This is a genomic window from Lentzea sp. JNUCC 0626, assembly GCF_043632865.1.
Lineage (GTDB): Bacteria > Actinomycetota > Actinomycetes > Mycobacteriales > Pseudonocardiaceae > Lentzea.
Genome location: NZ_CP171635.1, coordinates 3499697 through 3526682 on the forward strand (window position 1 = coordinate 3499697; position 26986 = coordinate 3526682).

General features: G+C 70.7%; 1 protein-coding gene. It reads right to left on the reverse strand.

Going from position 1 to position 26986, the window contains the following annotated elements; genetic code table 11:
- Positions 1-20: 20 nt before the first annotated feature.
- Positions 21-26984, reverse strand: coding sequence for a type I polyketide synthase (locus tag JNUCC0626_RS14815; protein WP_430623496.1), 26964 nt, complete (start codon positions 26982-26984; stop codon positions 21-23).
- Between the last annotated feature and the right edge of the window lie 2 nt (positions 26985-26986).

Sequence of the window (26986 nt, forward strand, 5' to 3'; positions counted from 1 at the left end):
TCCTTAGAACACGGTCTTTCTCAGACGCCGAACTCCTCGTCGATGAAGGCGAAGATCTCGTCGTCGTCAGCGGTGTCGAGCCGGTCGTTGATGCCGCCCTCACCGTCGGCCGGCGTGTACCGGGCCAGCAATGCCTGCAGCCGCTTCACCACATTGGCGCGCACGTCGTCGTCCAGCTCAGTCCGCACGGCGACGCCCTCCAGCCGCTCCAGCTCGTCCAGCACCGGCGTGGCCACCTGCTCGGTCAGCCCCAGCTGCTCGCTGAGGTAGCCGACCAACGCGGTCGACGTCGGGTAGTCGAAGATCAGCGTGGCCGGCAGCGACAACCCGGTCGCCGCTCCCAGCGTGTTGCGCAGCTCCACCGCGGACAGCGAGTCGAAGCCCAGCTCGCCGAACGGGCGGTCCGGTTGCACCGCCTCGATCCCGCTGTGACCGAGCACCGCGGCGACCCTCGCCCGGACCGCGTCCAGCAGCAGCCGGTCGCGTTCCATCGGGCTCACCGCGGACAGCCTGTGCACCAGATCCGGCTGTCCGTTGTCCTGCGCGACGGGCGTGTCCGCCGCTTCGGTCAGTTCCGCGAGCAACGGAGCCGGCCTGGACGACTCGAACACCGCGGCGAAGAGCGCCCAGTCCACGTCGGCCAGGGTGATCGTGGTGTCCTGCTGCGCCATCGACTCGCGCAACGCGGACACCGCGCGGTCGGCGGACATCGCGGTCACGCCGCGGCGGCGCAGGTGTTCGGCCACCTCGTCGTCCGCCATGCCTCCGTCCGCCCACGGTCCCCACGACACCGACAACGCCGTGAGCCCGCGCGACCGCCTCGACTCGGCCAGTCCGTCGAGCGCCGCGTTCGCGGCCGAGTACGCGGCCTGCCCACCACTGCCCCACGTGCCGGCAATGGATCCGAACAGCACGAACGCGTCCAGCTCCCGGTCGCCCAGCAGGTCGTCGAGGTGCCGTGCGCCGTCGATCTTGGCCGCCAGCACGCCGTCGAACTCGGCCAGGCCGTGCTCCTCGATCGGGCAGAACAGGTCGGTGCCCGCCGCGTGCACGACGGTGTCCGGCGGGTACAGCTCCACCAGCGACTCGACCGACGACCGGTCCGCGACGTCGCACGCCAGCACGGTCACCTTCGCGCCCAGTCCTTCGAGCTCCGCGACCAGGTCGAGCGCGCCGGGAGCGTCCGGCCCGCGACGCGAGGTGAGCACCAGGTGCTCGGCGCCCGCTCCGGCGAGCCACCGGGCCACATGCCCGCCCAGCGCACCCGTGCCACCGGTGATCAGCACCGTGCCGCGCGGCGACCAGGCTTCCGCACCAGCCTGCGCGGGTGCGGCGGCGAGGCGGCGGCCGAACACTCCGGCCACCCGGATCGCGACCTGGTCCTCGGTCCCCGTCAGGACGGCGGCGAACCAATCCAGCACCGTCTCGTCCACAGTGGACGGAAGGTCGATCAGGCCACCCCAGCGGTCGGGGTGTTCCAGCGCGACCACCCGGCCGAGGCCCCACAGGCCCGCGGCCACCGGATCGACGCTTTCGTCGTCCACCGCCACAGCGTGGCTCGTGACACTCCACAGTGGAGCGTCGATGACGGCGTCCCCGAGTGCCTGCACCAGCACGACCATCGAGGCGGCGTCGTCGACGAACGACAGCACCCCGTCGACCGGTCCTTCGCTCATCAGCAGTTCGGACAGCCTGGTGCGATCGGTCGAGGCGCTGACCGGGGCGATCTCGATGCCCCGTGCGGTCAGGCCCGCGAGCACCGCCGCGTCCACCTCGCCGACAGCGAGCCAGCGGCCGGTCGCGGCCGCACCGGTCTCGACGGGCGTCCAGCCCACCCGGTAGCGGTTGTTGACCTCCACCGAGCGACGCTTGGTGTCGCCGCCGAGCCAGAAGCGCTCGTGCTGGAACGCGTACGTGGGCAGGTCGACCCGCCGCGCACCCGTTCCGGCGAAGAACTTCGCCCAGTCGACCTCGACCCCGCGGGCGTGCACCCTGCCGAGCGCGGTCAGCAGCGACCGCGCCTCGTCCCGGCCCTTGCGCAACGCCGGGACGAACTCGGGCCCGCCGCCCATGGCCGACAGCACCGCGTCCGGGCCGAGTTCCAGGAACGTCGACACGCCGCGTTCCGTCAGTTCCGCGACCGCGTCCGCGAATCGGACCGTGCCGCGCACGTGCCGCACCCAGTACTCCGGGTCCGTCACCTCACCCAGCATCGCGATCTTCGGCTCGTTGAACGTCAGTTCCGCGACCACGGCACGGAAGTCGTCCAGCATCGGATCCATCAGCGGCGAGTGGAACGCGTGCGACACGCTGAGCCGCTTCGACTTCCGGTCCGCGAACTGAGCCACCACCTGCTCGACCGCAGCCTCATCACCGGCGACCACCACCGCGTCCGGCCCGTTGATCGCCGCGAGCGAGACCAGGTCACCCAGGTGAGGCGTGACCTCGTCCTCGGTGGCCTGCAACGCCACCATCGCCCCACCCTCGGGCAACGCCTGCATCAGACGAGCCCGAGCACTGATCAACGTCGCCGCATCCTCCAACGACAACACACCGGAGACATGAGCCGCCGCGATCTCACCGATCGAATGCCCGGCCAGGAAGTCCGGGCGAACACCCCACGACTCCACCAACCGGAACAACGCCACCTCAAGCGCGAAGATCGCAGGCTGCGTGAACTCCGTGCGGTCCAACTCCTCATCCCGCACGTCCACCAACGCCGCGACCTCGTCAAAGGCCTTGGCGTACACGGGGAACGCGTCGTACAGCTCACGACCCATGCCCACGCGCTGACTGCCCTGACCGGTGAACAGGAACGCGAGGCGACCCGGCACGACCGTCGCCGGCTCCACCGTGCCGAGGTCCCTGACCAGGTCGTCCTGATCAGCGGCGACCACCACGGCCCGGTGTTCGAAACGGGCGCGCGACGTCGCCAGCGAGAAGCCGAGGTCCGTCAGGTCCACCGGCGCCAGCTCGGCCAGGCGGTCCGCCTGCTCCCGCAACGCTTCCGGCGTCTTCGCCGACAGCACCACCGGCACCAGCGGCAACGGCTTCGGCTCGACCTTCGCCGGTTCCCCTGCGGGAGCCTGCTCGATGATCGTGTGCGCGTTGGTGCCGCTGATGCCGAACGACGACACCGCAGCACGACGCGGCCGGCTGACCGCGGGCCAGTCCCGCGTCTCGGTCAGCAGCTCGACCGAGCCGGAGGCCCAGTCGACGTGCGGGGTCGGCTCTTCGGCGTGCAGCGTCTTCGGCGCGACGCCGTGCTGCAGCGCCATCACCATCTTGATCACACCACCGACACCGGCCGCGGCCTGCGAGTGGCCGATGTTGGACTTCAACGACCCGAGCAGCACCGGCTCATCACGGTCCTGGCCGTAGGTGGCGAGCAGTGCCTGCGCCTCGATCGGGTCCCCGAGCGGGGTGCCGGTGCCGTGGCCCTCGATCACGTCGACGTCCGAAGTGGACAGACCGGCGTTCGCAAGCGCTTGCCGGATCACGCGCTGCTGCGACGGACCGTTCGGCGCGGTCAGCGTGCTCGACGCACCGTCCTGGTTGATCGCGGAACCCCGCACCACCGCGAGCACCTCGTGCCCGTTGCGACGCGCGTCCGACAGCCGTTCCACCAGGAGCATGCCGACGCCCTCGGACCAGCCGACGCCGTCCGCTCCGGCCGCGTAGGCCTTGGACCGGCCGTCTGCCGAGAGCCCGCGCTGACGCGAGAAGTCGACGAAGGTCTCCGGCGTGGCCATCACGGTCACACCACCGGCCAGCGCGAGGTCGCACTCACCGGACCGCAGCGCCTGCACCGCCCAGTGCAGGGCGACGAGCGACGACGAGCAGGCGGTGTCGACCGTGACCGCCGGGCCTTCCAGCCCGAAGGTGTAGGAGATCCGGCCGGACACGACGCTGCCGGAGGTGCCGGTGCCGAGGTAGCCCTCGACCTCGTCCGGAATGACGTCCAGCCCGGTCGCGTAGTCGTGGTACATCAGGCCGGCGAACACGCCCGTCCGGCTGCCCCGCACCTGTGCCGGGTCGATGCCCGCGCGTTCGAACGTCTCCCACGAGGTTTCCAGCAGCAGTCGCTGCTGGGGGTCCATCGCGAGGGCTTCCCGCGGTGAGATCCCGAAGAACGCGGGATCGAACTCGTCGGCGTCGTGCAGGAAGCCGCCGGAGCGGGTGTAGGTCTTGCCGATGGCGCCGGGGTCCGGGTCGTACAGCCCGTCGATGTCCCAGCCTCGACCGGTCGGGAACCCGCTGATCGCGTCCTGGCCGTCGACCACCAGCCGCCACAGGTCCTCCGGCGACGAGACGCCACCGGGGAAGCGGCAGGCCATGCCGACGATCACGATCGGATCGTTGTCCACGACCCGCACGGGCACGACCGCCTCGACAACCTCTTCCTCGCCCACGAGTTCCGTGCGCAAGTGCGTCGCCAGTGCGATCGAGGTCGGGTAGTCGAACACCACCGTGGCCGGCAGGCGCAGACCCGTCGCGGCACCGAGTGCGTTGCGCAACTCCACCGCGGACAACGAGTCCAGGCCCATCTCGACGAGGCCGCGCCCCGGCTCAACCACGTTCTGATCGCGGTAACCAAGCACGGTGGAGACCTGCGTGCGGACCAGATCGAGCAGCAGACGGTCCTGGTCCTCAGTGGACAGTCCGACCAGCTGCTTCGACCACTGCCGCGACTCCGCCGACGACTTCGCCGCCGAGCGACGCTTCGGCACCCGCACCAGCCCCCGCAGCAACGCGGGCACGTCGGCGCTGGTCTTCAGCACGGCGGTGTCGAGCTTCATCGGCACCGTGAGTGCGGCGTCCGCGAGCAAAGCGGCGTCGAACAACGCGAGTCCGTCCGCGATCGGCAGCGCGGGCATGCCGGCGCGTGCAATCCGGGCCAGGTCCGCGGCCGACAGCCCCGCACCCATGCCCTTCGTCTGCTCCCACACGCCCCAGGCCATCGAGACTGCGGCCAGACCGTGCGCCCGGCGATGAGCCGCCAGGCCGTCCAGGAACGTGTTGGCAGCCGCGTAGTTGCCCTGTCCGGGAGCGCCGAGCACACCCGACGACGACGAGAACAGGACGAACATCTCCAGATCCCGATCGCGCGTCAGCTCGTGCAGGTGCCATGCGGCGTCGGCCTTCGCACCGAACACCGTGGCGAAGCGTTCCGGCGTCAGCGACTCCAGCACACCGTCGTCCAGCACACCAGCCGTGTGCACGACTCCGCTCAACGAGTCGATGCCTTCGATCACCGCCGCGAGCGCGTCGCGATCGGACACGTCACAGGCCACGACGTCGACCTGAGCGTCCAGCTCGGCGACCAGCTCGGCCGCACCCGGCGCGGCCAGACCACGGCGAGAGGTCAGCACCAGGTGCTGGACTCCGTGCTCGGCCACGAGGTGACGTGCGAGTTCCGCACCCAGCCCACCGGTACCACCGGTGATCAGCACGGTGCCGTCGAGCGTCTTGGTCTCGGCGGCCGGCGCCACGGCGACGAGCCGCGGCACGTAGACCCGGCCGTCCCGCACCGCCGTCTCGAGTTCGCCGCTGATCGGCGGGACGGTCGCGGGATCATCGGTGTCCACCAGCAGGAACCGGTCCGGGTGTTCCGACTGCGCGGTGCGGATCAGACCGGACACCGCGGCGTGCGCGAGCGACGTCACGTCCTCCCCCGCCACCGACACGGCCCCGGAGGTGACGACCACGAGCTGGTCGCGGTCGCTCTCCAGGAACGCGTGCAGCTCGGCCAGCACGGCGGCGGTCACCTCGTGCAGATCGCCCGCGGGGACCACCAGCACGTCGGCAGCCTGTTCGAAGTCCTCGGCCGGCAGCTCGGTCCACTCGACCACGTACAGCGGGTCGGTGGCCTTGCGGACCACGCCGATCTCCCGCAACGTCAGCGAGTCGGCGCGCAGCACCGGGGCACCGGCCCCGTCCGCAGCCAGCACCGACACCACGCCGTTGCCCTGAGGCGAGATCCGCGCCCGCAGCACAGCGGCACCCGACGCGAACAGGTGCACGTCGTTCCACGAGAACGGCACCATGCCGGTCCCGGTCTGCCCGATCCCGAGCGCGTGCAGCGCCGAGTCGAGCAGGGCCGGATGCACGCCGAACCCTGCGGCGTGGCGCTGTTCCGACTCGGGCAGCGCGACCTCGGCGAACAGGTCGTCGCCCGACTTCCAGGCAGCGGTCAGGCCGCGGAACACCGGCCCGTAGGCCAACCCGCCCTCGGCCAGCCCGTCGTAGAGATCGGTGACGTCCAGCGCGGTGGCGCCGACCGGCGGCCACTCGCTCAGTTCGAAGTCCGATGCTTCGGACTCCGTCAGCACACCGACCGCGTGGGTCGTCCAGACATCACCCTCGTTCGTCAGCACGGACACCGACCGCCGACCGGCGTCCAGTTCCCCGACCGACACCCGCACACTCGCGCCGGCCTCGGTCAACACCAGCGGCTGCTGCAACAGCAGCTCTTCCACGTGCCCGCACCCGACCTCGTCGCCGGTGCGAATCGCCAGCTCCAGCAACGCGGTCCCCGGCACCACCACGGACCCGGCCACTACGTGGTCGGCCAGCCAGCGGTGCGTGCCGAGCGTCAGCTTCGCGGTGCCGACCACTCCACCGTCGGGCATCGGCAGCACCGCGTCCAGCAGCGGATGCACGGCCGAGCTCGCTCCGGCCACGTGGCCGGAGCCCTCCAGCCAGAACCGCTCGCGCTGGAACGCGTACGTCGGCAGCTCCACCCGCCGCGCACCGGACCCCGCGAAGTACGCGGCCCAGTCCACCGCCACACCACGGCTGTGCACCACACCCACCGCGTGGACCAGAGTCCTGACCTCGGAACGATCCTTGCGCAACCCGGCGACCAGCACCGCGTCCGTCACGCTCTCGGCACCCATCGCCGCGAGCACACCGTCCGGACCCAGCTCCAGGAACGTGGAGACGCCCCGGCCTTCCAGAGTCGTGATCGCGTCGGCGAACCGCACCGCCTCGCGAACGTGCCGCACCCAGTACTCGGGGTCCGACACCTCGCCGAGCATCGGAATCTGAGGCTCGTTGAACTTCAGACCCGAGACCACAGCGCGGAAGTCGTCCAGCATCGGGTCCATCAACGGCGAGTGGAACGCGTGCGACACGCTGAGCCGCTTCGACTTCCGGTCCGCGAACTGCGCGACCACCTGCTCGACCGCGGCCTCGTCACCCGCGACCACAACGGAGTTCGGCCCGTTGATCGCAGCGATCGACACCATCTCGGTCAGGTGCGGCAGAACCTCGTCCTCGGTGGCCTGCAACGCCACCATCGCCCCACCCTCGGGCAACGCCTGCATCAACCGCGCACGAGCGCTGATCAACGTCGCAGCGTCCTCCAGCGACAGCACCCCGGAAACGTGAGCCGCGGCGATCTCACCGATCGAATGCCCGGCCAGGAAGTCCGGCCGCACACCCCACGACTCGACCAACCGGAACAACGCCACCTCGAGCGCGAAGATCGCAGGCTGCGTGAACTCCGTGCGGTCCAACTCCTCATCCCGCACATCAACCAGCGCCGCGACCTCGTCAAAGGCCTTCGCATAGGCGGGGAACGCGTCGTACAACTCACGACCCATCCCGACCCGCTGACTGCCCTGACCGGTGAACAAGAACGCCAACCGGCCACCGACCGCAGACCCCGAAGACAGGTTCCGCAACCCGGCCCGCAGCTCGTCGTGGTCCGCCGCGACCACCACCGCACGATGCTCCAGCACCGCCCGGGTCGTCACCGACGAGAACCCGAGATCCGCCAGGTCACCGGAGTAGTCCAGCAACTTGTCCGCCTGGGACTGCAGCGCCTCGGGTGTCTTGCCGGACAAGACCACCGGCACCACCGCAGGAGAGACACGCTCCACCACAGCACCCTCGACCACCGGAGCCTGCTCGATGATCGCGTGCGCGTTGGTACCGCTGTAACCGAACGACGACACACCGACCCGGCGGGCGCGGCCCGTCTCGGGCCACGGCGTGGTCTCCGTAGCAAGCTCGACCGCACCGGACGTCCAGTCGATCTGCGCCGACGGCTCGTCCACGTGCAACGTCTTCGGCACCACACCGTGCCGCATCGCCAGCACGGCCTTGATCACCGCGGCCGCACCGGCGGCGGCCTGCGTGTGCCCGATGTTCGACTTCACCGAACCGAGCAGCAACGGGGTTTCGCGGTCCTGACCGTAGGTGGCCAGCAACGCCTGCGCCTCGATCGGGTCGCCCAGAGCGGTACCGGTGCCGTGGGCTTCCACCACATCGACGTCCGAAGTGGACAGACCAGCGTTCGCCAGCGCCTTGCGGATCACCCGCTGCTGCGACGGACCGTTCGGCGCCGTCAAACCATTCGATGCACCGTCCTGGTTCACGGCGCTGCCCCGGATGACGGCCAGCACCTCGTGACCGTTGCGCTGGGCGTCCGACAACCGCTCCACGAGCAGCATGCCGGCACCCTCACCCCACGACGTGCCATCGGCGCCGGCCGCGAAGGCCTTGCAGCGCCCGTCCAGCGCGAGCCCGCGCTGACGGGAGAAGTCCACGAACGCGGCAGGCGACGACATGATCGTCACACCACCGGCCAGCGCCAGGTCGCACTCACCGGTGCGCAGCGCCTGGGCCGCGAGGTGCAGAGCGACCAGCGAGGACGAGCACGCGGTGTCGACGGTGACCGCCGGGCCCTCGAACCCGAAGGTATACGAGATGCGACCGGAGAACACACTCGCCGCGGTGCCGGTGCCGAAGTAACCCTCGACCTCGGCCGGCAACGACATCAGCTGCGAACCGTAGTCCTGGCCGTTCGTACCCGCGAAGACACCGACCTGACCGCCCCGCAACGACGTCGGGTCGATCCCGGCCCGCTCGAAGGCCTCCCACGACGTCTCCAGCAACAACCGCTGCTGCGGATCCATCGCCAGCGCCTCGCGCGGCGAGATCCCGAAGAACACCGGGTCGAAGTCACCGACACCGTCGACGAAGGCACCCTCGCGGGCGTACGACTTGCCCACCGCGTCCGGGTCCGGGTCGTAGAGATCCGCCAGGTCCCAGCCTCGGTCGGTCGGGAACCCGGTCACGGTGTCGACACCGTCGAAGACGAGGTCCCACAACTGTTCGGGAGAAGTGACGCCACCGGGGAACCGGCACGCCATCGCCACGATCGCGATCGGCTCGTCCGTCCGGACCGCGGCCGTCTCCACCACCACGTCCAGCTGGGCACCGACGAGCTCGGACCGCAGGTGCTCGGCGAGCACGACCGGCGTCGGGTAGTCGAACACCAGCGTGGCCGGCAGCTTGAGCCCGGTAGCGGTGGCGATCGCGCCGCGGAACTCCACCGCGGTCAGCGAGTCGAACCCGAGGTCCCTGAACGCCCGCCCGGAATCGACGGCGTCGTCCGCGCCCAGCACAGCGGAGACCTGCTCGCGCACCAACTCCACCAGCAGGTGCCGCTGGTCGCTCTCGGACAGCCCCCTCAACCGCGCGACGACATCGGGGTTACCGGCGGGAACGGACGAGAGCGTCTGACGCACCTGAGGAAGATCCGCCAGCAACGGGCTCGGCCGCACGGACGTGAACAGCGGAGCGAACTTCTCCCAGTCCACGTCGGCGACCACGACCGCGCCGGCGTTCGACCCGACCGCCCGCCGCAACTCGGCGAGTGCCAGATCCGGCGCCATCAAACGAATACCGCGCGCCCGGAGGTGCTCCTCGGCACCGCCTTCGGTGGCCATGCCACCGTCCGCCCAGGCGCCCCAGGCAACCGACACCGCGCTCAGTCCACGCGCCCGACGCGACTCGGCCAACGCGTCCAGGTAGGCGTTGGCGGCCGCGTAGGCAGCCTGGCCACCCGCACCCCACACACCCGCGATCGACGAGAACAGCACGAACGCGTCCACGTCGCCGACCAACTCGTCGAGAACCCTGGCGCCGTCGACCTTCGCGGCCAGCACGGTCCCGAACTCGGTCAGATCCTGCTCCGCCAACGGCGAGAAGATCTCCACGCCCGCCGCGTGCACGACGGCGTCCGGCGGGTACTCCGCCAGCACGGCCGCCAACGCGTCCCGATCCGCCACGTCACACGCCACCACCGTGACCGGAATCCCCAGCTCCGCCACAAGTTCAGCAGCGCCAGGGGCATCCATGCCACGACGCGACGTCAGCACCAGGTGCTCGGCACCGGCGCCCGCAAGCCACCGCGCGACCCGGCTGCCGAGCGCGCCCGTGCCACCGGTGATCAGCACCGTGCCCCGCGGCGACCACTCGGCGGCGCCGGCCTGGGCGGGTGCGAGGCGGCGGCCGAACACACCGGAAGCCCGGATCGCGACCTCGTCCTCGCCACCCGTCAAGACGGCGACGAACCGGTCGAGGACCTTCTCGTCCACAGTGGACGGCAGGTCGACCAGACCGCCCCAGCGGTCGGAGTGCTCCAGCGCGACCACCCGGCCGAGGCCCCAGATCTGAGCCAACTCCGGCACGACCACCACGTCGTCGCGACCGGTCGACACCGCACCACGCGTCACACACCACAACTTCGCGTCGAGACCACGCGCCAGTGAAACCGTGTCGAGCACATCCGCGCACAACGACAACACGCCGTCGAAGTCGCCTTCCGGCAACGAACCCGGACCGGCCACGACCACGTCGAGGCCCCGTGCCACGAGCCCGTCGACCAACGCCGACTCGTCCTGGTCAGCGACCACCAGCCAGCGACCCGTGACCCGCCCGGAGACGGTGACCGGCTTCCACTCGACCCGATAACCCCATCCCGAGTCACGCGACTCCGCACCGAGCCAGAACCACTCGTGCTGGAACGCGTACGTCGGCAACGCGGTCTTCGTGGCACCCGAACCGGCGAAGTAGGCGGTCCAGTCGACGGCCTGCCCGCGCTCGTGCAGGACACCCAACGCCCGCACCAGCGACTCGGCCTCCGACCGGCCCTTGCGCAGACCGGCGACCAGCACCGCGTCCGTCACGCTCTCCGCACCCATCGCGGTGAGCACACCGTCCGGCCCCAACTCCAGGAACGTCGACACACCCTGGTCCTCCAGGGTCGTGACCGCCTCGGAGAACCGCACCGCCTCGCGGACGTGCCGCACCCAGTACTCGGGGTCCGTCACCTCGCCCGGCATCGCGATGCGCGGCTCGTCGAACGTCAGTTCCGTGACCACGGAACGGAAGTCGTCCAGCATCGGATCCATCAACGGCGAGTGGAACGCGTGAGACACGCTGAGCCGCTTCGACTTGCGATCCGCGAACTGCGCGACCACCTGCTCGACCGCAGCCTCGTCACCCGCGACGACCACCGACTGAGGCCCGTTGACCGCCGCGATCGACACCAGATCCGTCAGATGCGGCAGGACTTCCGCTTCGGTGGCCTGCAGAGCCACCATCGCCCCACCCTCAGGCAGAGCCTGCATCAACCGAGCACGGGCCGAGATCAACGTCGCCGCGTCTTCCAGCGACAACACCCCAGCGACGTGAGCCGCGGCGATCTCACCGATCGAATGCCCGGCCAGGAAGTCCGGGCGAACACCCCACGACTCCACCAACCGGAACAACGCCACCTCGAGCGCGAAGATCGCAGGCTGCGTGAACTCCGTGCGATCAAGCTCCTCGTCCCGCACGTCCACCAGAGCAGCGACCTCGTCGAACGCCTTGGCATAGGCGGGGAACGCGTCGTACAGCTCACGACCCATGCCCACGCGCTGACTGCCCTGACCGGTGAACAAGAACGCCAACCGGCCACCGACCGCAGACCCGGAAGACAGGTTCCGCAACCCGGCACGCAGATCGTCGTGGTCCTTCGCGACCACCACCGCGCGGTGCTCCAGCAACGCGCGGGTCGTCACGGACGAGAACCCGAGATCCGCGAGATCCGCGTCGACGTCCAGCAACCGATCCGCCTGGGCCTGCACGGCAGCCGCGGTCTTGCCGGACAGCACGACCGGCACCACGGGCAACGGCTTGCGCGCCACGACAGGAGCATCGACCGCCGGGGCCTGCTCGATGATCGTGTGCGCGTTGGTCCCGCCGATGCCGAACGACGACACCGCCGCACGGCGCGGCCGGTCGACCGCAGGCCAGTCGCGCGCCTCGGTCAGCAGTTCCACCGCCCCGGACTCCCAGTCCACGTGCGGCGTCGGCTCTTCGGCGTGCAGTGTCCTGGGCGCGACACCGTGCCGCAGCGCCATCACCATCTTGATCACGCCACCGACGCCGGCCGCTGCCTGCGAGTGGCCGATGTTGGACTTCAACGAGCCCAGCAGCACCGGCTCCTCGCGGCCCTGGCCGTAGGTGGCGAGCAACGCCTGAGCCTCGATCGGGTCACCCAGCTTCGTACCGGTGCCGTGGCCCTCGATCACATCGACGTCCGAAGTGGACAGACCGGCGTTCGCAAGCGCTTGCCGGATCACGCGTTGCTGCGACGGACCGTTCGGCGCCGTCAACGTGCTCGACGCACCGTCCTGGTTCACCGCCGAACCCCGCACCACGGCGAGGACCTCGTGCCCGTTGCGCTGAGCATCGGACAACCGCTCCACCAGGAGCATGCCGACGCCCTCGGACCAGCCGACGCCGTCCGCGGAGGCCGCGTAGGCCTTCGACCGTCCATCCGCCGAGAGCCCGCGCTGACGCGAGAAGTCGACGAAGGTCTCCGGCGAGGCCATCACGGTCACACCACCGGCCAGCGCGAGGTCGCACTCACCCGACCGCAGCGCCTGCACCGCCAGGTGCAACGCCACCAGCGAGGACGAGCACGCCGTGTCCACGGTGATGGCCGGGCCTTCCAGCCCGAAGGTGTAGGACACCCGGCCGGACAGCACGCTGCCCGACACACCGGTGCCGACGTAGCCGCTGACCTCCTCCGGGATCGTGATCGGCCCGGTCGCGTAGTCGTGGTACATCAGGCCGGCGAACACGCCGGTCCGGCTGCCCCGCACGCCGACCGGGTCGATGCCCGCGCGTTCGAACGCCTCCCACGAGATCTCGAGCAGCAACCGCTGCTGCGGGTCCATGGCGAGGGCCTCGCGCCGGGTGATGCCGAACAGCGCGGGGTCGAACTCGCCCGCGTCGTGCAGGAAGCCGCCGGAACGGGTGTAGCTCTTGCCGACGGCATCGGGGTTCGGGTCGTAGAGCCCGTTGACGTCCCAGCCCCGGTTGATCGGGAAGGAGGAGATGGCGTCGGTCCCGGAGTCGACCAGTCGCCACAGGTCCTCCGGCGACGTGACGCCACCGGGGAAGCGGCAGGCCATGCCGACGATCACGATTGGATCGTTGTCCACGACCCGGACAGGCACGACCGCCTCGACTACTTCTTCCTCGCCCACGAGTTCCGTGCGCAGGTGTGTCGCCAGTGCGATGGAGGTCGGGTAGTCGAAGACCACGGTCGCGGGCAGGCGCAGACCCGTCGCGGCACCGAGCGCGTTGCGCAACTCCACCGCAGACAACGAGTCCAGGCCCATCTCGACCAGGCCACGCCCCGGCTCGACCACGTTCTGGTCGCGGTAACCGAGAACAGTCGCCACCTGCGTGCGGACCAGATCGAGCAGCAGACGGTCCTGGTCCTCAGTGGACAGTCCGAGCAACTGCGCCGACCACTGCCGCGACTCCGCCGACGACTTCGCCGCAGTGCGACGCTTCGGCGCACGCACCAGGCCGCGCAGCAACGCGGGCACCTCGGCGCTCGTCCTCAGCACGGTCGTGTCGAGCTTCATCGGCACGACCAGCGCGGCGTCCGCGCGCAGGCCGGCGTCGAACAACGCCATCCCGTCCGCGATCGGCAGCGCGGGCATGCCCGCCCGGGCGATCCGGGCCAGGTCGGCAGCCGACAGACCGGCGCCCATGCCCGTGGTCTGTTCCCAGACACCCCAGGCCATGGACACCGCGGCCAGGCCGTGCGCCCGGCGATGAGCCGCCAGTCCGTCCAGGAACGTGTTCGCCGCCGCGTAGTTCGCCTGGCCCGGCGCGCCGAGCGCACCCGATGCCGACGAGAACAGGACGAACATCGCCAGATCCAGGTCCTGGGTCAGCTCGTGCAGGTGCACCGCCGCATCCACCTTGGGCGCGAACACCGTGTCGAAACGCTCCGGCGTCAACGACTCCAGCACACCGTCGTCCAGCACACCGGCCGTGTGCACGACACCGGTGAGGTTCTCCACACCCGCGAGCACCGCCGCGAGCGCGTCACGATCGGACACGTCACACGCCACGACGTCGACCTGAGCGTCCAAGTCGGCCACCAGCTCGGCCGCACCCGGCGCGGCCAGACCACGGCGAGAAGTCAGCACCAGGTGCCGCACCCCGTGCTCGGCAACCAGATGACGGGCCAACTCCGCACCCAGACCACCGGTACCACCGGTGATCAGCACGGTGCCGTCGAGCGGCTTGGTCTCGGCGGCCGGCGCCGCGGCGACGAGCCGCGGCACGAAGACCTGACCGGCCCGCACCGCCGTCTCCTGCTCGCCGCTGATCAGCGGGACGGTCGCGGGGTCGTCGGTGTCGACCAGCAGCAGCCGGTCCGGGTGCTCGATCTGCGCCGAACGCACGAGGCCGGACACGGCGGCGTGCGCGAGTGAGGTCACGTCCTCCCCCGCCACCGACACCGCGCCAGAGGTCACCACCACGAGCTGGTCGCGCTCGCTCGCCAGGAACGTCTGCAGCTCCGCGAGCACCGCGGCCGTCACCTCGCGCGGATCGCCCGCGGGGACCACCAGCACGTCGGAGGCCTGCTCGAAGTCCTCGGCCGGCAGCTCCGTCCACCCGAGGGCGTATAACGGGTCAGCGGCCTTGCGCACGGAGCCGATCTCCCGCAACGCCAGCGAGTCGACTCGCAGCACCGGGGCACCGGAGCCGTCCGCGGCCAGCACCGACACCGAGCCGTTGCTCGCGAACGAGATCCGGGCGCGGAGCACCGAGGCACCGGAGGCGAACAGGTGCACGTCGTTCCACGAGAACGGCACCGTGCCCGTGCCCGTCTGTCCAATCCCCAGCGCGTGCAGCACCGAGTCCAGCAACGCCGGGTGCACACCGAACCCGGTGGCCTGCCGCAGTTCCGACTCCGGCAGCACGACCTCGGCGAACAGGTCGTCGCCTGCCTTCCAGGCAGCCTTCAGACCGCGGAACACCGGCCCGTACACCAGCCCGCTCGCGGCGAGCACGTCGTAGAGGTCGGCCGTCTCCAGCGCGGTCGCGCCGGCGGGCGGCCACTCGCCCAGTTCGAAGTCCGGTGCCTCGGCTTCCGTCAGCACACCGACCGCGTGGGTCGTCCAGACATCACCTTCCTGCGCCTGCAGGGTGACCGACCGCCGACCGGCGTCGAGGTCACCGACCTGCACCCGCACGCTCACACCGGCGTCGGTCAGCACCAGCGGCTGCTGCAACAAGAGCTCTTCGACATGCCCGCACCCGACCTCGTCACCGGTGCGGATCACCAGCTCCAGCAACGCGGTCCCCGGCACCACCACGGACCCGGCCACCACGTGGTCGGCCAGCCAGCGGTGGGACGTCGTGGACAGCCTCGCGGTGCCCAGCACGCCGCCGTCGGGCATCAGGAAGACCGCGCCCAGCAACGGGTGCTCGGCCGAGTCCAGTCCGACGACCGCGCCGGTGCCCTCGAGCCAGAACCTCTCGCGCTGGAACGGGTACGTCGGCAGTTCCACTCGCCGCGCACCGGACCCCGCGAAGTACGCGGCCCAGTCCACCGGCACGCCACGGCTGTGCACCGCACCGACCGCCCGCACCAGCGACTCGGCCTCCGGCCGGCCCTTGCGCAGACCGGCGACCAGCACCGCGTCCGTCACGCTCTCGGCACCCATCGCCGCGAGCACACCGTCCGGACCCAGCTCCAGGAACGTCGACACGCCCGCGGATTCCAGCGTCCGCACGGCGTCCGCGAACCGGACCGTGCCACGAACGTGCCGCACCCAGTACTCGGGGTCCGTCACCTCGCCCAGCATCGCGATCCGCGGTTCGTTGAACGTCAGCCCGGTGACCACCGCCCGGAAGTCGTCCAGCATCGGGTCCATCAACGGCGAGTGGAACGCGTGAGACACGCTGAGCCGCTTCGACTTCCGGTCCGCGAACTGAGCCACGACCTGCTCGACCGCAGCCTCGTCACCGGCGACCACCACGGCGTTCGGCCCGTTGATCGCGGCCAGCGACACCAGATCACCCAGGTGTGGCGTGACCTCGTCCTCGGTGGCCTGCAACGCGACCATCGCGCCACCCTCGGGCAACGCCTGCATCAGGCGAGCCCGAGCACTGACCAACGTGGCAGCGTCTTCCAACGACAACACACCGGACACGTGCGCGGCCGCGATCTCACCGATCGAATGCCCGGCCAGGAAGTCCGGGCGAACACCCCACGACTCGACCAGCCGGAACAACGCCACCTCGAGCGCGAAGATCGCCGGCTGCGTGAACTCGGTCCGATCGAGGTCCTCGTCTCGCACGTCCACCAACGCGGCGACCTCGTCGAAGGCCTTGGCGTAAGCGGGGAACGCGTCGTACAACTCACGACCCATGCCCACGCGCTGACTGCCCTGACCGGTGAACAGGAAAGCCAACCGGCCCTCGGAGGCAACGGCCGACGAGCCACCGACCACGGTCTCCAGTTCGCCGCGAAGATCATCGGTGACCGCGAGCACCGCCCGGTGCTCCAACCGGGCCCGGCCGGTGGCCAGCGAGAACCCGAGGTCCGCCAGATCACCGGAGTAGTCCAGCAGCGCGGAAGCCTGCGCCTGCAACGCCTCAGGAGTCTTGCCCGACAACACCACCGGCACCACCGCAGGAGAAACCCGCTCCACCACAGCACCCTCGACCACCGGAGCCTGCTCGATGATCGCGTGCGCGTTCGTACCGCTGTAACCGAACGACGACACACCGACCCGGCGCACATGACCCGTCTCGGGCCACGCCACGGTCTCCGTGGCGAGCTCGACCGCGCCGGCACTCCAGTCGATCTGCGGCGACGGCGCGTCCACGTGCAACGTCTTGGGCACGAGCCCGTGCTGCATCGCCAGGACGGCCTTCATGACCGCGGCGACACCGGCGGCGGCCTGCGTGTGCCCGATGTTCGACTTCATCGAGCCCAGCAGGAGGGGAACGTCACGGTCCTGGCCGTAGGTGGCCAGCAGAGCCTGAGCCTCGATCGGGTCGCCCAGGGCGGTACCCGTACCGTGGGCTTCCACCACATCGACGTCCGAAGTGGACAGACCAGCGTTGGCCAAAGCCTTGCGGATCACCCGCTGCTGTGACGGACCGTTCGGCGCCGTCAAACCGTTCGAAGCGCCGTCCTGGTTGATCGCGGAACCACGAACCACAGCCAGCACCTGATGGCCGTTGCGCTGGGCGTCCGACAGCCGCTCGACGAGCAGCATGCCGACACCCTCACCCCATGCCGTGCCGTCAGCACCGGCCGCGAAGGCCTTGCAGCGCCCGTCCAGCGCGAGTCCGCGCTGACGCGAGAAGTCGATGAACGCGGCCGGGGACGACATGATCGTCACACCGCCCGCAAGCGCCAGCGAGCACTCGCCGTTGCGCAGCGCCTGCACCGCCAAGTGCAACGCCACCAACGACGACGAACACGCCGTGTCCACCGTGACCGCAGGGCCCTCAAAACCGAAGGTGTAGGAGATGCGACCGGAGAACACACTGGCCGCGTTGCCGGTGCCGAAGTAGCCCTCCAGCTCGGCCGGCACGGTTCCGACCTGCATGGCGTAGTCCTGGCCGTTGGTGCCCGCGAAGACACCGACCTGACCACCGCGCAACGACGTCGGGTCGATCCCAGCCCGTTCGAAGGCCTCCCACGACGTCTCCATCAGCAACCGCTGCTGCGGATCCATCGCCAGCGCTTCCCGCGGCGAGATCCCGAAGAACGCCGGGTCGAAGTCACCGACACCGTCGACGAACGCGCCTTCACGGGCGTACGACTTGCCCGCGGCGTCGGGGTCCGGGTCGTAGAGATCCGCCAGGTCCCAGCCTCGGTCGGTCGGGAACCCGCTCACCGCGTCGCGGTGGTCCAGCAGCAACTGCCACAGGTCTTCCGGTGACGTGACGCCACCGGGGTACCGGCACGCCATGGCCACGATCGCGATCGGCTCGTCCGTCCGGACCGCCGTCGCGTCCACCACGTCCAGCTCGGCACCGACGAGTTCCGACCGCAGGTGCTCGGCCAGCACGGCCGGCGTCGGGTAGTCGAAGACCACCGTGGCGGGCAGCTTCAGCCCGGTCGCGGCGGCGATGGCACCGCGGAACTCCACCGCGGTCAGCGAGTCGAACCCGAGGTCCTTGAACGCCCGCCCGGATTCCACGACGTCCTTCGAGCCCAGCACGGTGGAGACGTGCTCGCGCACCAACTCCACCAGCAGGTGCCGCTGGTCGCTCTCGGACAGCCCCTTCAAGCGGGCCACCACGTCCGCGTTCCCGGCAGGACCGGAGGACAGGGCCTGACGCACCTGAGGAAGATCAGCCAGGAACGGGCTCGGCCGCACGGAGGTGAACAGCGGGGCGAACTTCTCCCACTCCACGTCCGCGACGACCACCGCGCCGGCGTTCGACCCGACCGCCCGCCGCAACTCCGCGAGCGCCAGCTCCGGCGCCATCACCCGGACTCCACGCACCCGCAGGTGCTCTTCGGTGTCACCTTCGGTGGCCATGCCACTCTCAGCCCACGCACCCCAGGCGACCGACACCGCGTTCAGCCCACGAGCCCGACGCGACTCCGTGAGACCGTCGAGGTAGGCGTTCGCGGCGCCGTAGGCAGCCTGACCACCACTGCCCCAGATGCCCGAGATCGACGAGAACGACACGAACGCGTCCACGTCGCCGACCAGCGCGTCGAGGTTCCTGGCGCCGTCGACCTTGGCGGCCAGCACGTTCCCGAACTCGGCCAGGTCCTGCTCGGCCAGCGGAGCGGAGATCTCGATGCCCGCCGTGTGCACGACGGCGTCCGGCGGGTACTCCGCCAGCACCGCCGCCAACGCGTCCCGATCCGCCACGTCACAGGCCACCACCGTGGTGGGAACGCCCAGCTCCGCCACCAGTTCAGCGGCACCGGGAGCGTCCAGGCCACGACGAGACGTCAGCACCAGGTGCTCGGCACCCGCACCCGCGAGCCAGCGGGCGACCCGGCTGCCGAGCGCACCCGTGCCACCGGTGATCAGCACTGTGCCCCGCGGCGTCCACTCGGCGGTGCCGACGCCCGCGGACACCAGCCTCCTGCCGAACACGCCGGACGGCCGGATCGCAACCTGGTCCTCGCTGCCCGCCAGCACGGCGACCAGGCGGTCCAGCACTCGGTCGTCCACAATGGACGGCAGGTCGACCAGACCACCCCAGCGGTTCGACTGCTCCAGCGCGACAGCCCGGCCGAGGCCCCAGATCTGGGTCAGTTCCGGCACGACCACCACGTCGTCACGCCCGGTCGTCACCGCACCACGCGTCGCGCACCACAGCTTCGCGTCGAGGCCGCGCACCAGCGAGATCGTGTCGAGCACGTCCGCGCACAACGACAACACGCCGTCGAAGTCGCCTTCCGGCACCGAATCCGGGCCGGCCACGACCACGTCGAGGCCCCGTGCCACGAGCCCGTCGACCAACGCCGACTCGTCCCGGTCAGCGACCACCAACCAGCGTCCCGAAACCTTCCCGGAGACGGTGACCGGACGCCACTCGACCCGGTAACCCCACCCGGAATCACGAGCCTCCGCGCCGAGCCAGAACCACTCGCGCTGGAACGCGTACGTCGGCAGCTCCACCCGGCGCGCACCGGACCCGGCGAAGTACGCCGCCCAGTCGACCTCGACCCCGCGCGCGTGTGCCGCGCCGACCGCCCGCACCAGCGACTCGGCCTCCGGCCGGCCCTTGCGCAGACCGGCGACCAGCACCGCGTCCGTCACGCTCTCGGCGCCCATCGCGGTGAGCACACCGTCCGGCCCCAGTTCCAGGAACGTCGAGACGCCCCGGCCTTCCAGCGTCGTGATCGCGTCGGCGAACCGCACCGCGTCACGGACGTGCCGGACCCAGTACTCGGGGTCGGTGACCTCGCCCAGCATCGGGATCTTGGGCTCGTTGAACGTCAGACCCGAGACCACAGCACGGAAGTCGTCCAGCATCGGATCCATCAACGGCGAGTGGAACGCGTGAGACACGCTGAGCCGCTTCGACTTGCGATCCGCGAACTGAGCCACCACCTGCTCAACAGCAGCCTCGTCACCCGCTACGACCACCGACTGCGGACCGTTGACCGCCGCGATCGACACCAGATCCGTCAGATGCGGCAGTACTTCCGCTTCGGTCGCCTGCAACGCGACCATCGCGCCACCCTCGGGCAACGCCTGCATCAGCCGGGCCCTGGCGCTGATCAGCTTCGCCGCGTCCTCGAGCGACAACACACCGGCCACATGAGCCGCCGCGATCTCACCGATCGAATGCCCGGCCAGGAAGTCCGGGCGAACACCCCACGACTCCACCAACCGGAACAACGCCACCTCGAGCGCGAAGATCGCAGGCTGCGTGAACTCGGTGCGGTTCAGCGTCTCCTGGTCTTCGATCCGCACGTCGACCAGGTCGCTCACGTCGTCGAGGGCGTCCGCGAAGACGGGGAACGCCTCGTACAGCTCCCGGCCCATCCCGGCCCGCTGGCTGCCCTGACCGGTGAACAGGAACGCGAGCCGGCCGCCGGTCGCGGGCTCGGACTCGCCGCGCAGCACGGTCTCCAGTTCGCCACGCAGATCGTCGGTGACCGCGAGTACCGCCCGGTGCTCCAACCGGGCCCGGCCGGTGGCCAGCGAGAACCCGAGGTCCGCCAGATCACCGGAGTAGTCCAGCAGCGCGGAAGCCTGCGCTCGCAACGCCTCAGAAGTCTTGCCGGACAACACCACCGGCACGACGGGCGGCGTCAGCCGCGGCGCGGCGGGCGCCTCGACGACAGGCGCCTGCTCCAGAATCGCGTGCGCGTTCGTACCGCTGAACCCGAACGACGACACACCCGCGCGCCTCGGCCGCTCGGCCTCCGGCCATCCCGTGACCGACGTGGCCAGTTCGATCGCCCCGGCCGACCAGTCGACCTCACGAGAGGGCTCGTCCACGTGCAACGTCTTCGGCACCACGCCGTGCCGCATCGCCTGCACCATCTTGATCACCGCGGCGACACCGGCGGCGGCCTGCGTGTGCCCGATGTTCGACTTCACCGAGCCCAGCAGCAGCGGAACCTCACGGTCCTGGCCATAGGTGGCGAGCAGGGCCTGAGCCTCGATCGGGTCGCCCAAAGCGGTACCCGTGCCGTGCGCCTCCACGACGTCAACATCCGAAGTGGACAGACCGGCGTTCGCCAGCGCCTTGCGGATCACCCGCTGCTGCGACGGGCCGTTCGGCGCCGTCAGACCATTGGAAGCACCGTCCTGGTTGATCGCGGTACCGCGCACGACGGCGAGCACTTCGTGGCCGTTGCGCTGAGCGTCCGACAGCCGCTCCACGAGCAGCATACCGACGCCTTCACCCCACGCCGTGCCATCGGCTCCGGCGGCGAACGCCTTGCACCGCCCGTCGACCGCAAGCCCGCGCTGACGGGAGAAGTCGATGAACGCGGCAGGCGACGACATGATCGTCACACCACCGGCGAGAGCCAGCGAGCATTCACCACTGCGCAGCGCCTGCACCGCCAAGTGCAACGCCACCAACGACGACGAGCACGCCGTGTCGACGGTGACCGCCGGACCCTCGAACCCGAAGGTGTACGAGATGCGACCGGAGAACACACTCGCCGCGTTGCCCGTGCCGAAGTAGCCCTCCAGCTCAGGCGGCAACGACGTCAGCTGCGCACCGTAGTCCTGGCCGTTCGTACCCGCGAAGACACCGACCTGACCACCGCGCAACGAGGTCGGATCAATTCCGGCCCGTTCGAAAGCCTCCCACGACGTCTCCAGCAACAACCGCTGCTGCGGATCCATCGCCAGCGCCTCACGCCGGGAGATCCCGAAGAACGCCGGGTCGAACTCACCTGCGTCGTGCAGGAACGCGCCTTCACGCGCGTACGACTTGCCTGCCGCGTCCGGATCGGGATCGAAGAGGTCCTCCAGGTCCCAGCCGCGATCCGCCGGGAACCCGGTCACGGTGTCGACACCGTCGAACACGAGGTCCCACAACTGCTCGGGAGACGTGACACCACCGGGGAACCGGCACGCCATGGCCACGATCGCGATCGGCTCGTCCGTCCGGACGGCCGTCGCGTCGACCGCCTCCGACTGGCCACCCACGAGCTCCGACCGCAGGTGATCGGCCAGCGCGACCGGCGTCGGGTAGTCGAACACCACCGTGGCCGGCAGCGCGAGGCCGGTGTCGGCGGCCAGCACACCGCGGAACTCCACCGCGGCCAGCGAGTCGAACCCGATCTCCTTGAACGCCTTGTTGGGCTCGATGGCCTCGCCGGAGGAGTGACCGAGCACGGCGGCGGCGTGCCGGCGCACCAGGTCGAGGACGACGTGGCGCTGCTCCTGCTCGCCGAGTCCGGCCAGCCGGGCGGTCAGCCCCGCCCCCGCGTCCTTGCGCGCTCCTCCCGCGAGTGCCTCCTGAGCCTGCGGCAGGTCCTGGAACAACGGGCTGGGCCGCTCGGAGGCGAAGACCGGCGCGAACCGCGCCCAGTCGACGTCCGCGACGGTCACGACGGTCTCGTCCAGTGCGACGGACTTGCGCAGCGCGCTGAGCGCCAGCGCCGGGTCCATCGCGCGGACTCCGCGCAGCCGCAGGTGTTCCTCGGTGTCCTCGACGGTCGCCATGCCCGCGCCGGCCCAGGCGCCCCAGGCCACCGCCAGCGCGGTCAGGCCACGTGCCCGGCGCGACTCCGCGAGGCCGTCCAGGAAGGCGTTGGCCGCACCGTAGGCGGCCTGGCCGCCACTGCCCCACGTGCTGGCGATGGACGAGAACAGCACGAACGCGTCCACGTCGCCGACCAACTCGTCGAGGTTCGCGGCGCCGGCCGCCTTGGCGGCGACGACCGCGCGGAACGAGTCCGGGTCCTCGGCGTCGAGCGACACCAGCGAGTCGACGCCCGCAGCGTGCACGACGGCGTCCGGCGGGTACTCCGCCAGCACGGCCGCCAGCGCATCCCGGTCGGCCACGTCGCAGGCCACCACCGTGACGGGAACTTCCAGCTCCGCCACCAGTTCGGCCGCTCCGGGTGCGTCCATGCCACGACGAGACGTCAGCACCAGGTGCTCGGCACCCGCGCCCGCGAGCCAGCGGGCCACCTGCGTGCCCAGCGCGCCGGTGCCACCGGTGATCAGCACCCTGCCGCGAGGAGTCCAGTCCCCGCCGCTCGACGCGGAAGCCTGCACGAGCCTGCGGCCCAGGACGCGGTGACCGCGGATGGCCACCTGGTCCTCGTCGCCGGTGAGCACGCACGCGAGCCGGTCCAGCACGCGGCCGTCCACGACTGCGGGCAGGTCGACCAGACCGCCCCAGCGGTCGGAGTGCTCCAGTGCGGCCACCCGGCCGACGCCCCAGATCTGGGTGAGCTCCGGGTCCACCTCGTCGGCGCGCGCCGCGGAGACCGCGCCACGGGTGGCGCACCAGAGCTTCGCGCCGATGCCCGCGTCCCCGAGCGCCTGGATCAGCACCACGGTTTCCACGACGTCGTCGCACAACGCCAGCACGCCGTCGACGGGACCGGCGGCCGCCAGCGTCTCCGCCAGCGCCGTCCGGTCGGCCGACGGGTCGATCCGCACGAGATCCAGGTCGAGGTCGAGTTCCGTGCGGGAGACGAGCAGCCAGCGGCCGGTCGCCCGGACTCCCCCGTCGGCCAGCCGCCGCCACTCGGTGCGGTACCGCCACGAGTCCACGATGGAGGAAGAGGCCCAGCCGCGCCGCCACTTCGCCAGCACCGGCAGCAGGTCGGCGAGCGCGCCGGCGTCGTCCAGTGACAGGGAGGCGGTGAGCGAGTCCAGGTCCTCGCGGTCGACGGCGGACCAGAACTCGGTCTCGTGCCGGTCGGCGGCGGTGGGAGCGGACTGGCCGATGAGCCAGAAGCTCTCGCGCTGGAAGGGATACGTCGGCAGGCCGACCCGCACCGCGCCGGTGCCCTCGTAGAAACCCGCCCAGTCCACGCGCAGACCGCGCACGTGCAGCCGGGCGAGCGCCGTCACGAGCGACCGCACCTCCGGCCGGTCCCTGCGCAGCACCGGAACGAGCTCGCTGTCGGGCGCGCTCTCGGCGGCCATGGCGGTGAGCACGGCGTCGGGCCCGAGCTCGAGGAACGTCGAGACGCCCTTGGCCTTCAACGTCTCCACGGCGTCGGCGAACCGGACGGGTTCGCGCACGTGCTGCACCCAGTACTCCGGCGAGCACAGCTCCTCCGCCGTCACGACCCGGCCGGTCACCGTCGACACGACCGGCACGCGCGGCGCCGAGTACTCGAGGACCTCGGCGACCCAGCGGAACTCGTCGAGCATCGGCTCCATCAACGGCGAGTGGAACGCGTGCGACACGCTGAGCCGCTTCGACTGCCGGTCGGGGAACGCCGCCACGACCGCGGCCACCGCGTCCTCGTCACCGGCGATGACGACCGAACCCGGCCCGTTGATCGCGGCGATCGACACGAGGTCGTGCAGATGCGGCAGCACTTCCTCCTCGGAGGCGCGCAGGGCCACCATCGCGCCCAGCTCGGGCAGCGCCTGCATCATCCGGCCGCGGGCGGCGACGAGCGCGGCCGCGTCGTCGAGCGAGAACACCCCGGCGACGTGCGCGGCGGCGATCTCGCCGATCGAGTGCCCTGCCACGAAGTCCTGCCGCACGCCCCACGACTCGAGCGTGCGGAACAGCGCGACCTCGATCGCGAACAGGGCGGGCTGGGTGTACTCGGTGCGGTCCAGGAGGTCCGCGTCGGCACCGAAGACGACGTCGCGCAACGGCACGTCGAGGTGCGGGTCCAGGTGGCGGCACGCGTCGTCGAACGCCTGCGCGAACACCGGGAGCTCGTCGTGCAGCTCCCGACCCATCGCGAGCCGCTGGCTGCCCTGCCCGGTGAACAGGAACGCGAGCTTGCCGCCGGTTCCGCTGCCGGTCAGCATCCCGGGCGCGGACGTGCCGTCCGCGAGCGCCTGCAGTGCCTGCCGGAAGTCGGCGGGTTCCGCGCCGAGCAGGACGGCGCGGTGCTCGAACGGAACGCGCGTGGTGGCGAGCGACCAGCCGAGGTCCACTTCGGACAGATCTGGGCGCGCGTCCAGGTGCGCCAGCAGGTGCCGGGCCTGGTCGCCGATCGCCTCCGCCGTCTTGGCCGACAACACCCACGGCAGCACACCCACCGGGCGTTCCGCCTCCGGCCGCTCGACGGGTTCGGGAACGAACTCCTCGATGATGGTGTGCGCGTTGGTGCCGCTGATGCCGAACGCGGACACGCCGGCCCGCCTCGTCCGGTCGCCCACCGGCCACGGCGCGGCCTCGGTGAGCAGCTCCACCGATCCCGCGGACCAGTCGACGTGCGGGGACGGCCGGTCGACGTGCAGGGTCTGCGGCAGGCGTTCGTTCTGCAGCGCCATGACCATCTTGATCACGCCCGCGACACCCGCGGCGGCCTGCGTGTGGCCGAGGTTCGACTTCAGCGACCCCAGCAGCAGCGGCTTCTCGCGGTTCTGCCCGTAGGTGGCCAGGATGGCCTGCGCCTCGATGGGGTCGCCGAGCTTCGTGCCGGTGCCGTGCGCCTCGACGACGTCGACGTCCGAAGTGGACAGACCGGCGTCGACGAGCGCCTGGTGGATCACGCGTTGCTGGGACAGCCCGTTCGGCGCGGTGAGGCCGTTCGAGGCGCCGTCCTGGTTGATCGCCGTGCCCTTGACGATGGCGAGCACGGGGTGGCCGTTGCGCTGGGCGTCGGAAAGCCGCTCCAGCAACAGCATGCCGACGCCCTCGGACCAGCCGGTGCCGTCCGCGTCGGAGGAGAAGGCCTTGCACCGCCCGTCCGGCGCGAGCCCGCGCTGACGGCTGAACGCGACCAGCGAACCGGGGCTCGCCATGATCGCCGCACCACCGGCGAACGCCAGCGTGGCCTCGCCGCGACGCAGCGTCTGCACGGCGAGGTGCAGCGCCACCAGCGAGGCCGAGCACGCCGTGTCGACCGTGACCGCGGGCCCTTCGAGACCCAGCGTGTAAGCGATGCGACCGGACGCGACACTGGCGGTGTTGCCGGTCAGCAGCGTGCCTTCGTGCTGCTGCGCCTCGTGCAGGCGGGGACCGTAGTCCTGCTGCTCGGCACCCACGTACACGGCGGCCGCGCTGCCCCGCAGGGTGCCGGGGTCGATGCCCGCCCGCTCCAGCACCTCCCACGACGTCTCCAGCAGCAACCGCTGCTGCGGATCCATCGCGATCGCCTCACGCGGCGCGATGCCGAAGAAGCCGGCGTCGAACAGGTCGGCGTCGTGCAGGAACCCGCCTTCGCGGGTGTAGGTCGTGCCCTGCCGCTCGGGGTCGGGGTCGTAGAGGTTCGCGAGGTCCCAGCCGCGGTTGTCGGGGAACTCGCTGATCGCGTCGCCACCGTCGTCGACGAACGCCCACAGGTCTTCCGGACTGTTGAGGCCACCGGGAAAGCGGCAGGCCATCGAGACGATGGCGATCGGCTCGTCGGACGCCGTGTTGGCCGTGGGCGGCAGAATCGGGGCCGCGGACAGTCCCAGCGCTTCGGCTCGCAGGAACGTCGCCACCGCCGCCGGCGTCGGGTAGTCGAACGCCAGCGTGATCGGCAGGTGCAGCCCGGTCGCCGCCGTCAGCTTGGCGTGCAGGTCCACCGCCGCGATGGAGTCGAACCCGAGCTCGAGGAACGGCCGGTCGGGCGGGATTTCCTGCGTCCTGCGGAGCACGGCGGCCGAAGCCTGCGCCACGAGGTCGACCAGCAGTTGCTGCTGCTCGGCTGCCGGAGCGTGCACGAGTCGTTCCCACGACTCCGCAGCGTTGGTGGAGGCGGGCGTGCTGTGCTCTGGCTCGTTCAACATGA